This window comes from Aurantimicrobium sp., assembly GCF_036667855.1.
Lineage (GTDB): Bacteria > Actinomycetota > Actinomycetes > Actinomycetales > Microbacteriaceae > Aurantimicrobium.
Genome location: NZ_JAVWTF010000011.1, coordinates 1 through 12,172 on the forward strand (window position 1 = coordinate 1; position 12,172 = coordinate 12,172).

The 12,172-nt window shown below is 53.4% G+C and carries 10 protein-coding genes; 5 read left to right on the forward strand and 5 right to left on the reverse strand.

What is annotated here, in order from left to right; genetic code table 11:
* From RR877_RS03940 to tkt, 5 genes are all read right to left on the reverse strand, one after another.
* On the reverse strand, nucleotides 1–764 hold a 764-nt coding region (locus RR877_RS03940), incomplete at its 3' end, for a glucose-6-phosphate dehydrogenase assembly protein OpcA (protein WP_332627730.1).
* On the reverse strand, nucleotides 761–2,302 hold the full coding sequence (gene zwf, locus RR877_RS03945; protein WP_332551432.1) for a glucose-6-phosphate dehydrogenase: 1,542 nt from the start codon (nucleotides 2,300–2,302) through the stop codon (nucleotides 761–763). The genes zwf and RR877_RS03940, both read right to left, overlap by 4 nt.
* A 9-nt stretch (nucleotides 2,303–2,311) precedes the next feature.
* Nucleotides 2,312–3,919 (reverse strand): glucose-6-phosphate isomerase, encoded by a 1,608-nt coding sequence (locus tag RR877_RS03950; protein ID WP_110233139.1) that lies wholly within the window; start codon nucleotides 3,917–3,919, stop codon nucleotides 2,312–2,314.
* Nucleotides 3,920–5,026 carry a transaldolase gene (gene tal, locus RR877_RS03955; protein WP_332551430.1) on the reverse strand — a complete coding sequence of 369 codons (1,107 nt, stop codon included), beginning with the start codon at nucleotides 5,024–5,026 and terminating at the stop codon, nucleotides 3,920–3,922.
* Between the two features lie 96 nt (nucleotides 5,027–5,122).
* Nucleotides 5,123–7,216: a transketolase gene (gene tkt, locus RR877_RS03960; protein ID WP_332627731.1), complete on the reverse strand. Its 2,094-nt coding sequence runs from the start codon at nucleotides 7,214–7,216 to the stop codon at nucleotides 5,123–5,125.
* 201 nt (nucleotides 7,217–7,417) lie between these two features.
* On the opposite strand from tkt, the gene RR877_RS03965 reads away from it, so the two are divergent.
* The 5 genes from RR877_RS03965 (at nucleotide 7,418) to RR877_RS03985 (ending at nucleotide 12,170) form a co-directional block, all read left to right on the forward strand.
* Nucleotides 7,418–8,338: a heme o synthase gene (locus RR877_RS03965; protein WP_280796026.1), complete on the forward strand. Its 921-nt coding sequence runs from the start codon at nucleotides 7,418–7,420 to the stop codon at nucleotides 8,336–8,338.
* A gap of 253 nt (nucleotides 8,339–8,591) precedes the next feature.
* Nucleotides 8,592–8,909: a helix-turn-helix domain-containing protein gene (locus tag RR877_RS03970; RefSeq protein ID WP_332627733.1), complete on the forward strand. Its 318-nt coding sequence runs from the start codon at nucleotides 8,592–8,594 to the stop codon at nucleotides 8,907–8,909.
* Nucleotides 8,910–9,458, forward strand: coding sequence for a PIN domain-containing protein (locus tag RR877_RS03975; RefSeq protein WP_280796025.1), 549 nt, complete (start codon nucleotides 8,910–8,912; stop codon nucleotides 9,456–9,458).
* 52 nt (nucleotides 9,459–9,510) lie between these two features.
* Nucleotides 9,511–11,025 (forward strand): class I SAM-dependent DNA methyltransferase, encoded by a 1,515-nt coding sequence (locus RR877_RS03980; RefSeq protein WP_280796024.1) that lies wholly within the window; start codon nucleotides 9,511–9,513, stop codon nucleotides 11,023–11,025.
* Nucleotides 11,022–12,170, forward strand: coding sequence for a restriction endonuclease subunit S (locus RR877_RS03985; protein ID WP_332550836.1), 1,149 nt, complete (start codon nucleotides 11,022–11,024; stop codon nucleotides 12,168–12,170). The genes RR877_RS03980 and RR877_RS03985 overlap by 4 nt, the downstream gene beginning before the upstream one ends.
* Nucleotides 12,171–12,172: the final 2 nt, after the last annotated feature.

Genomic DNA, 12,172 nt, shown 5'->3' on the forward strand with positions numbered 1-12,172 from the left:
CGGGTCAACTCAATATCACCGGAAGAGCGAACCAAACGAACGCCGTGAATACCGCCCCAACTCAAGCCTGTGTGAGTGAGATCGCAGGAGACGGGGACACCTAGCTGAAGCTGCAACCAGGCAGCCAACATCTTGGCCGAGGGGAAGTCAGGGGTTGAAGTGACATGTGCTTCGGTGATGGGCTCGTAGGGTGGCTGGTCGAGCACAGCAGCGAGCTGTGTGCGCCAGAGTGTCAGACGAGTCCAGGCAAAGTCAGCATCACCAGGTGCATAGGTCTTGGACAGATCTGAAAGAGCCTCGATGGGGTCTGCCTGAGATGCAGCATCGGTGATGCGGCATTGCGCAATCTTGCCCAGTGGAGACTCCGACACCTTCTCAGGAGCAGCGCCGGGCCACCATGCCACCACAGGGGTGTCAGGCAGTAGGAGACCGGTCACAAGACCCTGCTCGTCCGAGCCAACCTGGCCATAGGCGCGCAGCACAATAACTTCACTGGCACCTGCGTCACCGCCGACGCGGACTTCCGCGTCGAGACGGTTCGAGATGGAGTGTTCTGGTTCAATAACCGAAAGCACAATCACGCGCATGGGGTGTTCGCGAGATGCCTCGTTCGCAGCGGCAATAGCCTCTTCTTCTTCACCGAGAGTGGTGGAGATGAGCAGGGTGAGCACGCGACCAAGTGCAACAGCGCCGCCTTCTTCGCGGAGGTTGACCAGTTCCTTGGCAACCTTCGCGGTGGTGGTGTCGGGGAGTTCGAGAATCATGGTCGTCTCCAAACGCGGCCGTCACGGGCCATGAGGGCATCGGCAGAGGCAGGTCCCCAGGTTCCTGGAGCGTATTGCTCAGGCTGTCCTTGGGTTTCCCAGAATTCTTCGATGGGGTCGAGGATCTTCCAGCTCAGTTCCACCTCTTCGTGGCGGGGGAACAGGGGTGGATCGCCGAGCAGAACGTCCAAGATGAGACGTTCATAGGCTTCAGGGCTGGCTTCGGTGAAGGCGTGGCCATAACCGAAGTCCATGGTCACATCGCGCACCTGCATACCAGCACCTGGAACCTTAGATCCGAAACGAATCGTGACACCTTCATCCGGCTGAACGCGGATAACCAGTGCGTTCTGACCAAGTGCAGAAGTCTGGTGGTCAGCAAACAGGTATTGAGGAGCTCGCTTGAATACGACAGCAATTTCGGTCACGCGACGACCCAAACGCTTACCCGCACGCAGATAGAACGGAACTCCGGCCCAGCGGCGGGTTCCAATGTCGAGGCGCATGGCTGCATAGGTTTCGGTGACGGACTGAGGGTTCATGCCCTCTTCGTCCAAGAAGCCAACTACCTCTTCGCCACCCTGCCAGCCACTGGCATATTGGCCACGAGCGGTTGCTTCGCCCAGGTTTTCGGGCAAGCGAACAGCGGCAAGAACCTTTTCCTTCTCCGCACGCAAATCTTCTGCGTCGAAGGAGATGGGCTCTTCCATGGCGGTGAGTGCCAAAAGCTGGAGCAAGTGGTTCTGTATAACGTCACGCGCAGCACCGATGCCGTCGTAGTAGCCAGCACGACCGCCCACACCAATGTCTTCAGCCATGGTGATCTGGACGTGGTCCACGTGCTCAGCGTTCCACAAAGGTTCAAACAGCTGGTTTGCAAAGCGCAGCGCCAAGATGTTCTGAACGGTTTCTTTGCCGAGGTAGTGGTCAATGCGGAAGATCGAGTCCGCAGGGAAGACAGATTCAACTACTTTATTCAGTTCACGAGCAGTCTTGAGGTCACTACCAAAAGGCTTCTCAATGACCACGCGGCGCCACTGGCCCTCAACTTCTTCCGCCAGGCCTGCACGCTTGAGCTGAGAGACAACCTCAGGGAAGGAGCGGGGAGGAACGGAGAGATAGAACGCATGGTTGCCCATAGTGCCGCGCTTTTCGTCCAGTTCTGCAATTGTCTTCTTCAGACGATCAAATGCGGCGTCGTCGTTGAATTCACCCTGAACGAAGCGAATGCCTTTAGCTAGCTGCTCCCAGACTTCCTCGCGGAATTCGGTGCGGGCATACTGCTTGACCGAGTCGTGCACGACCTGTGCGAAGTCTTGGTCTTCCCAGTCGCGGCGAGCAAAGCCCACGAGTGCGAAGCCAGGAGGAAGAAGACCACGGTTAGCGAGGTCATAGACCGCGGGCATGAGCTTTTTACGAGCCAAGTCACCGGTCACACCAAACAGCACCAGACCACAAGGTCCAGCGATGCGGTTGAGTCGACGGTCTTCGGCAACGCGGAGAGGGTTGTTCTCCGGAGTGATGTCAACAGGTGACATGAACGTCCTTTAGTTGAAGGCTGCGAACAGGTGTTCGAGTTCAGTGTTGGGGTTAGTCAGGGTGAGGGTCAGTACGGGACGACCGTGGTCGGCCAGAACGTTTGCATCACCAGCAGCCTGAGCAGCAATGAGCTGACCAAAGCTGAAGGGGCGCTCAGGGATGACAACGTCACCGTCTGGGGCCTGGAGAATCTGGATGAAGACACCCACTGCGGGCCCGCCCTTGTGGAACTGGCCAGTGGAGTGCAGGAAGCGTGGTCCCCACCCGAAGGTGACGGGGCGACCCGCACGAGCAGCAACGAGGTCGCGCACACCGTGAAGCTGAGGGTAGTTTGCACGGTCAACGTAGGCCTGAACCGAAACATAACCATCTGCAGGAAGCTGTTCCAAAACAGCAGTGATTGCCTCGCGGACTGTTTTGGCATCTCCCAGGTCACCGTGAGCACGCACTTCAATGCCCTTGTCGGTGAACAGAGGCTCGGTAGGTGCAGGACGGTTATCCAGCAGTGCGCGAGCAGCAATCTTTGCCGACTCCACATCTGGCTGGTCGAAGGGGTTGATGCCCAGCAGGCGGCCTGCAACAGCGGTTGCATACTCAAACACCATGAACATGGCACCTAGGGTGCCCGAGACGAGGATTTCACCTTCGTGCTTGTCACGGTTAAGCAGGTGGAACTCGTGTGCATCATCGACAAGGCGCAGCACCTGAACATCTGCATAACCTGCAGAAAGTTCGGGGGAGACAACGTCCAGAACGACGGGAAGAATTCCTGTGCCTTCCTTACCGGTGGACTCAGCAATGAGCTGTTCAGCCCAATCTGGGAAACCAACCAGGTGAGTGCCATCGGTCACAAGCGCCAGCTTGTTCTTGAGGGGAGAGGTTCCTGCAATTGCTGCACCCAAGATCAAACCGGGGTTCTCAGGCTGATCAACAGCGAGGTCAATCGAGATGGCCTCTGCTTCGTTAAGCAGTTCGTTGAGATCCACACCGGCAAGACCGGAAGGAACCAAACCGAATGCAGTGAGTGCAGAGAAGCGTCCGCCCACGTTGGGGTCGGCGTTGAAGACGCGGTATCCGGCTTCACGTGCTGACTTATCCAGAGGAGAACCGGGGTCGGTAACAACAATGATGCGCTCGAGTGGGTCAATGCCCACAGCGGCAAAGGCTGCTTCATAGATGCGCTTTTGGCTGTCAGTTTCGACAGTGCCACCGGACTTGCTGGAGATCACGACTGCGGTGGTCTCCAGGCGGTCGGTGATAGCTGCCTTGATCTGTCCAGGCTCAGTGGAGTCCAGCACAGTGAGCTCTGCCTGCATGGTTGCGGTGATGACCTCGGGGGCTAGTGAAGAACCACCCATGCCACCCAAGACGATGTGGTTGACACCCTTGGCTCGCAGCTCGTCACGCAGAGCCTCAATCTCAGGTACGAGGGGACGAGAGATCGAGACAGACTCGGTCCAGCCCAGACGAATAGCTGATTCAGCTTCAGCTGCCTTGCCCCAGAGCGCGGGGTCCTGAGCAGTGATGCTGGAAGCTACGAGGTCAGCAACCAGTTGAGGAACGTGTGTCTCAACAGCTGCTTCAGCTGCTCCAGAAACCTTGATGCGGAATGACATTTAAGCTCCAGCCAAAGCGGTGTTGACGGTCTCGAGGAGTTCTCCCCACGAGATGATGAACTTGGAAACACCCTCAGACTCGAGGACGTTGGTCACGTCCTGGAAGTCCACGCCCACAGCTGCCAGAGCTGCGAAGACAGCCTTGGAATCTGCGTAGTTGGGGGTGATGGTGTCACCAGTGACCACACCGTGGTCGTAGGTGGCATCCAGAGTCTTTTCAGGCATGGTGTTCACAATGCCAGCAGCAACCAGCTCGGTGACGTAGAGAGTGTCGGGGAGGCTGGGGTCCTTGACTCCGGTGGAGGCCCAGAGGGGACGCTGCACGTTAGCACCGTTAGCCAGCAGTGCTGCAGCACGCTCAGTGTCGAACATGTCCTCGAAGAGTTCATAGGCCAGACGAGCGTTAGCCAGACCTGCCTTTGACTTGAGAGCCAGTGCCTCAGGGGTGCCAATGGCGTTGAGGCGGTTGTCGACCTCGGAGTCCACGCGAGAAACGAAGAAAGAACCTACTGAGTGAATCTGAGAAAGGTCGTGGCCGTTGGCCTGAGCCTTTTCGAGTCCTGCAAGGTAAGCGTTGATGACGGCTTCATAGCGGTCGAGCGAGAAGATGAGGGTCACGTTGACCGAGATGCCTGCACCAATGACTTCGGTGATGGCGTCGAGGCCAGCCAGGGTTGCAGGAATCTTGATCAGAGCGTTGGGCTTGTTGACCTTGGCCCACAGGCGCTTTGCTTCTTCCACGGTGCCAGGAGCATCGTGAGCAAGGGTGGGGGAGACCTCGATGGATACGCGGCCGTCTACGCCCTGAGTTGCGTCGAAGACGCCACGGAAGATGTCGCAGGCATCTGCAACGTCATCGGTGGTGATGTCGAACACGGCTGCTTCTGCATCTGCACCAGCAGCTGCGAGCTTCTTGACCTGTGCTGCATAGCTCTCACCGTTGGTGAGAGCACCCGCGAAGATGGTGGGGTTGGTGGTCACACCAACGACGTTCTTTTCAGCAATGAGTGCCTGAAGGTTTCCCGAGGTGATGCGTTCACGTGAGAGGTCATCGAGCCAGATGCTGACGCCGGCTGCGGACAATTGTGCGGTGGGGGTGTTCGACATGAACGTTGATTCTCCTAGGGAATGTGGTGGAGCGGATCAGGTATGAAGTTGTAACACGGGGTGTGAAAAGTTATTCCTCACACCCCGTGTGAAGTGTTACTGAGCTGCGAGGGATTCTTTCGCAGCGGCGACAGCAGCATCGGTGGTGATACCGAACTTGGTGAACAAGGTCTTGTAGTCAGCCGATGCACCGAAGTGTTCGATGGAAACGCTGCGACCAGTGGAGCCGACGATCTTGTCCCAGGTCAGCGACAGACCAGCTTCGATAGAAACACGAGCCTTCACTGTGGCAGGAAGAACGCTCTCCTGGTATGCCGCAGGCTGCTCATAGAACCACTCGAGGCAAGGAACCGAGACCACGCGGGCGTGGATACCTTCTCCTGCGAGCTGTTCACGAGCTGCCACAGCGAGCTGAACTTCAGAACCAGTTGCGATGAAGATCACATCTGGCTTGCCGTTAGCGGCGTCAACGAGAGTGTAGGCACCCTTCGCGGTTTCACGAGCGTGAGCGAAGGTATCGCCGGTAGCAACGCCCTCTCCGCGGGTGAAAACTGGAATGTTCTGACGAGTCAGAGCAATTCCTGCAGGTCCGTTGCGACGCTCGAGGATGGTCTTCCAGGCGTAGGCAACTTCGTTCGCGTCAGCAGGACGAACTACATCCAGCTCAGGAATGGCGCGCAAGGTTGCGAGCTGTTCGATGGGCTGGTGAGTGGGGCCGTCTTCACCGAGGGCCACTGAGTCGTGAGTCCAGACGAAGATCGAAGGCACCTTCATGAGTGCGGCCAGACGCACAGCAGGGCGCATGTAGTCGCTGAAGATGAGGAAGGTTCCACCGTAGGCGCGGGTCTTGCCGTGCAGGGCAATACCGTTCAGGATGGCGCCCATGGCGTGCTCGCGAATACCGAAGTGCAGGACGCGACCGTAGTTGTCGCCAGTCCACTCGTGGGTTGACCACTGAGCCGGAACGAAGGATTTGGCACCCTCCAGAGTGGTGTTGTTGGACTCAGCGAGGTCAGCAGATCCACCCCAGAGTTCTGGAATCACGGGGCCGAGAGCGTTGAGCACCTTGCCAGATGCGGCACGGGTAGAGACCTCGGTGCCACCTTCGAAGACAGGAAGTGCAGCTTCAACACCTTCAGGAAGCTGACCAGCTTCGAGGCGGTCAAGAAGCTTCTTGTTCTCAGGGTTTGCTGCAGCCCAAGCATCGAAGCTCTTTTGCCATTCAGCGCGTTCAGCAGCACCCTTCGCTACTGCTTTACGGGTGTGTTCGATAACCTCGTCGGCTACCTGGAAGCTCTGTTCTGGATCAAATCCAAGAACTTCCTTGAGGCCCTTGAGCTCTTCTGCACCGAGTGCAGAACCGTGGATCTTGCCGGTGTTCTGCTTCTTAGGCGAAGGCCACCCAATGATGGTCTTGAGGATGATGAGCGAAGGCTTGTCGGTGACAGCCTTTGCTGCCTCAATGGCGTCGTTCAGAGCAGCGACGTCTTCAACGTAAACACCGGTCTTCTTCCAATCCACCGTCTGGACGTGCCAGTCGTAGGACTCGTAACGCTTAGCTACATCTTCGGTGAACGCAATGGTGGTGTCATCTTCGATCGAGATCTGGTTGGAGTCATAGATCGCGATGAGGTTACCCAGCTGCTGATGGCCAGCAAGCGAGGATGCCTCGGCAGTGACACCTTCTTGCAGGTCGCCGTCACCCGCAATGACATAGACGAAGTGATCGAAGGGGCTCTTGCCTGCAGCTGCGTTGGGGTCAAACAGACCGCGCTCGAAGCGAGATGCGTAAGCAAAACCAACAGCCGAAGCCAGGCCCTGTCCGAGAGGACCAGTGGTGATTTCAACACCCTTGGTGTGGCCATACTCAGGGTGACCGGGAGTGAGTGACCCCCAGGTACGCAGAGCCTTGAGGTCTTCGAGTTCGAGTCCGTAGCCGTTCAGGTAGAGCTGAACGTACTGAGTGAGCGACGAGTGGCCCACAGAAAGAATGAAGCGGTCGCGGCCAATCCACTGGTCGTCCAGTGGGTCGCGGCGCATGACCTTGTTCCACAACAGATACGCAGCAGGAGCGAGGCTCATTGCGGTTCCGGGGTGACCGTTACCCACCTTCTCGACTGCGTCTGCGGCGAGAACACGCGCGGTGTCAACTGCCTTGTTGTCTAGTTCGGACCAGTCGAGCTGCGCCATGTGAATATCGGCCTTCCGTTTTTCCGTGTGGAGGTGAGGGAGAGAAAATTACGATGGCTGGAAATAACAGCCATGCACGCCGAATAACGGCTCTTATAAGTATAGGCAGTTACCGGCTTACGCCGACGGGGAACGTGCCAGATGTCGAACCATTACCTCCCGTAGACTTGAGGCTCTCGCGCACTCCACTCTTGAGGACTCATGAACGCTTCCGAATCTGGCACCACAGCGGTGTCCAAGGTCGGTTTTAAGCGCAAAGTTGCCGCGTATGTCTCGCTGACCAAGCCCCGTGTGATGGAACTGCTGCTGGCAGTGACCATTCCCACCATGTTTTTGGCCCAAGAAGGCATCCCCAACCTGTGGTTAGTCCTTGTTGTTCTTCTCGGCGGCATGATGAGCGCTGGTTCTGCGGGAACCTTCAACTGCTACATCGACCGCGATATTGACCGTCTGATGAACCGCACCAAGGGACGCCCACTGGTAACTGGTGAAATTTCTGACCGTGAAGCGATTGTGTTTGCCTGGGCGCTCGCGATCATCTCAACTGTGTGGTTCCTGCTGTTTACCAATGTGTTGGCGGCGTCACTGTCTGTCTCAGCTATTGCGTTCTACGTGATTGTGTACAGCCTGGTCTTGAAGCGCCGCACCCCGCAGAACATCGTCTGGGGTGGAGCCGCAGGTGGTTTCCCCGTACTGATTGGCTGGGCTGCGGTAACCGGTTCACTGACCTGGACCCCGGTGGTGTTGTTCCTCATCATCTTCTTGTGGACACCACCGCACTACTGGCCCCTGTCCTGGCGATACCGCGAGGACTACAAGAACGCCAACGTGCCCATGCTCACCGTGGTGCGCGGACGCGTCACAGTGGGACTCCAGATCGTGCTGTACGCCTGGGCAACCTTCGCAGCAACACTGCTGCTGGTTCCTATCGGTCACATGGGGTGGACCTACACCGCTATCGCCACGGTGGCAGGCGTGTGGTTTGTGGTGGAAAGCCACCTGCTTTACTCACGCGCACTGCACCACGAAGACCCCAAGCCCATGCGCTTGTTCCACTTCTCCAATGGCTATCTGTCGCTGATTTTCCTCGCGGTGGCCATTGACGCCTTGCTGCCTTTCTAGAATTCTTTTCTGTGTCTTGCGCCTGAACCATCAGGCGCTTTTTTGCATTTCATCTCGAGAATTAGTTGCGTTTATTGCGTTTAAGTCATAATCTACTAACTCGAAGAAGGGAAACACCATGAGCTTGCTTGATGAGAAAGCTGTAACTCCTCCACAAGGGGCAGAACGAGCGAATCTTCAACATTTTCTTGAGCGATCAACTCTAGAAACGGAAATTACTCACACACTTGTTCTCGACGGTAATTCGATTGAAGTGCCAACCAACGTCGCACAAGCAGTACTCGACTTACTTTCGCGACTCTCGAAAGGACAATCCGTGCTCATAGGTTCAGTAGACGAAATGCTCACAACGTCTCAGGTCGGTGAACTTCTTGGTATTTCCCGTAATTACGTAACCCAGCTCGTAGACCGTGGAGATATACCTTTTGAATACAGGGGAACTCATCGACGTATTCGATTGCAAGATGCAATCGAATACGGAAATGCGGCTCGTGTTGCAAGGGCGAAAAGCTTGGACGAGATTTCAAAGATTTCAAAGAAAGCTGGTCTCTACGCAGGTGACGAGTTCTAAATGGTCTTTCGGGTATTTCTTGACGCAAATGTCCTAATCCCCGGTCGGATTAGAGACGTTTTACTTTCGCTCGCAGAGGTAAGGATTTTTGAACCTTTGTGGAGTGAAGAGGTGTTAATCGAGGTTCGAAGAAATCTTCCAGATTCGATGAGCGAAGATGACAAAGATGCCCTCTTCTGGCATATGGAGAATGCCTTCCCTGAAGCAAAAACGGCAGTACCTAGAGGTGCGCTTGGAATTTATGACGGCATGATCAACGACAAAGATCGTCACGTTATTGCTGCTGCGTTGCTTGCCAAAGCTGAGCTGCTACTTACCTCTGACAAAAACCTTCGAAATGAAGTGAGGGAATTTCCTTGGCTTGACGCACAGGATCTTCCGGAATTCATTGCTTATTCAATCGATGCTGATATTGACCGCGCCAGAGATGCTTTAGTCAAAATGGCGCGAAACAGGTGGGTGGATGACGAGAGTCTTAGTTCGGAAGAAATCATTTTCAGATTGAGAAAGTATTTCGAGAAGTCTGGCTGGTCACCAGAAAGTCTCTAGATGGCAGAGAGTCTCCGGCTTGAATGTCCCTACCCGCCAGTAACGTAATGGCATGGTTACAGGGGAACTAAAAGCACAGGTAGACAAAGTCTGGAATGCATTCTGGTCAGGTGGAATGGCCAATCCAGTTGAAGTAATTGAGCAAATTACTTATCTACTCTTTATTCGCCGCTTGGACGAGCTCCACACCCTGGCCGTCAACAAGGCAAACACAACAGGAAAGCCTCTAGAAAACCCTGTTTTCCCTGAAGGATTAGATCACTCAGGTCGCACTCCTCGCTCATATAACGACCTCCGTTGGTCGGTTTTCACCAACTTTGGTCCAGATGAGATGTACGCGGTCATCGATGACCATGTCTTCCCGTTCCTTCGTCAACTTGGCGAAGAGGGCTCAAGCTATGCCCGCAACATGAAAGATGCCAGGTTCACCATCCCCACGGCGAACCTGCTCATCAAGGTTGTTGATCTTCTCAATGAAATACCTATGGCTGATCGTGACACCAAAGGTGACATCTACGAATACATGCTTTCGAAGCTCGCAACTTCAGGTACGAACGGTCAGTTCCGCACTTCTCGCCACATAATCAAACTCATGGTCGACATGGTGGCTCCAACCCCGTCAGACACAATCATTGACCCTGCAGTAGGCACAGGTGGATTCCTCATGATGGCGGGGGAGTATCTCCATGACCATCACCCCGAAATCTGGACAGACCCCAAACTGCGTGAGCATTACAACACAGACATGTTTACTGGTTTTGATTCGGATGCAGCAATGGCACGTATCGGAAGTATGAACCTGTTGCTGCACGGTATCGAGAACCCAACCATGGAACGTGCTGATTCATTGGGTGAGACACATCCGCAAGACAAGCAGTACTCACTTGTACTTGCCAACCCGCCATTTGCGGGAAGCCTCGACTTCGAAGCAACTTCGAAAGAACTTCTTCAGATGGTCAAAACAAAGAAGACAGAACTTCTCTTCGTAGCGCACATTGTGAGGCTTCTCAAAAACGGTGGGCGTGCAGCAATTATTGTGCCGGATGGAGTTCTCTTTGGCTCCAGCAACGCTCACAAACAATTGCGCAAAATGCTGGTAGAAGAACATAAATTGGATGCAGTAGTCAAACTTCCATCGGGAGCGTTTAAACCATATACAGGCGTCTCGACTGCTATTTTATTCTTCACGAAGACCAGCTCAGGTGGAACAGACATGGTTTGGTTCTATGACGTTCAAGCAGACGGCTTTTCCCTTGATGATAAACGTACCAAGCTTGAGGAGTCGCACGAAAATAACAATTTTCCAGATTTATTAGAGCGTTGGAAATCGCTTTCGACGTCCCCTGAATTAGAGCAATCACGCCTTCCTGTCGAACAGTCCTTTATGGTTTCCAAAGAACAAATCGTTAAGCAGGACTACGATCTTTCAATTAATCGATACAAAGTATCTGAAAACAAAAAAGTGTTACATCGTGACACGAAAGAAATACTTATGGAACTTTCAGAATTAGATTCAAAGTTTCTTTCATTAATTCAAAATATTGAACAAGAGTTAGACAACTCATGACCTTTGACACTGTACTTCTCCGAGAAGTCGTTGAGATTGATTCCAAACAAGTTTCATCCTCGAACATAAAGTCTGGTTCCGTTTATGTCGGCCTAGAACACATATCTAGGGGAGGAACCTTAAACCAAGAAACCGTGGTATCAGCGGGGGATCTTAAGAGTTCGAAGTTTGCTTTCGATGAAAGACATGTACTTTTTGGAAAACTTAGGCCAAATCTCGGAAAAATTGCTTTACCCTCAGTTTCCGGAATTTGCAGTACAGATATTTTGCCTCTAAGACCAAAGAATGGCTTGGACAGAGTCTGGCTTGCACTCTGGCTACAAACACCACAAATCGTTGAGCTTGCAGCTTCACGTGCCACGGGTGCTAATTTGCCCCGAATAAGCTCAAAAGTACTTGGAGAGTTTTCAATTCCTCTCCCTTCAATTGAGGAACAAAATCGGCTTTCAGGAATTCTTTTTGATGCTCTCGAGATTAGAAAAGTTATCCTGAAAAAACTTTCATTATTGGAAGATCTTGAGAGATCAATATATGAGGAGCTAGTTTCTGGAGTTTCTTCATCAAAATTCCCAGAAGTACCTCTAATTGAAATTTGCGAAACGATAACAGATGGAACACATAGTTCCCCTGTCAGAACTCATGCGGGGGTTCCAGTACTTAGCGCCCAAAATGTAAAAAATGGCATCTTTAGTTCAAAAACAGATCGATTCACTAATGCTGAAGAACTAGCAACTTTCCAAAAAAGGGTTTTGCCCCGTGAAGGAGATGTTCTTCTTACAATTGTTGGGACAGTTGGACGTTCGGCAGTTTTAGAATCAAATTTCGATTTTGTTCTTCAACGAAGTGTTGCCATATTAAGGCCAAGGTTGGGATTGGTAAATTCGCTCTTTCTGAACAGCTCCTTTGCCTCTCAAGAGTTTCAAAATCAACTGATGAGAGCCACAAATACATCAACTCAGGCGGGGGTCTACCTAGCCAAATTGAATAAATTGACTATCACTTTGCCTCCAATTGAGGTTCAAAAGGTATTTGAAAACAGAATTAAAACAACAATTTCTGCGAAACAGTTGTTGTTGAACCATCTAGAAGTATGGAATGAATTTTACGCCGCTCTCCAGGAACGGGCATTTTGCGGTGAGTTGTAGCT

Excerpts from the sequence above, each read along its gene's own strand:
- zwf (WP_332551432.1), bottom strand. The coding sequence starts at position 2,302 with ATGTCACCTGTTGACATCACTCCGGAGAACAACCCTCTCCGCGTTGCC.
- RR877_RS03950 (WP_110233139.1), bottom strand. The coding sequence starts at position 3,919 with ATGTCATTCCGCATCAAGGTTTCTGGAGCAGCTGAAGCAGCTGTTGAG.
- tal (WP_332551430.1), bottom strand. The coding sequence starts at position 5,026 with ATGTCGAACACCCCCACCGCACAATTGTCCGCAGCCGGCGTCAGCATC.
- tkt (WP_332627731.1), bottom strand. The coding sequence starts at position 7,216 with ATGGCGCAGCTCGACTGGTCCGAACTAGACAACAAGGCAGTTGACACC.
- RR877_RS03965 (WP_280796026.1), top strand. The coding sequence starts at position 7,418 with ATGAACGCTTCCGAATCTGGCACCACAGCGGTGTCCAAGGTCGGTTTT.
- RR877_RS03975 (WP_280796025.1), top strand. The coding sequence starts at position 8,910 with ATGGTCTTTCGGGTATTTCTTGACGCAAATGTCCTAATCCCCGGTCGG.
- RR877_RS03980 (WP_280796024.1), top strand. The coding sequence starts at position 9,511 with ATGGTTACAGGGGAACTAAAAGCACAGGTAGACAAAGTCTGGAATGCA.
- RR877_RS03985 (WP_332550836.1), top strand. The coding sequence starts at position 11,022 with ATGACCTTTGACACTGTACTTCTCCGAGAAGTCGTTGAGATTGATTCC.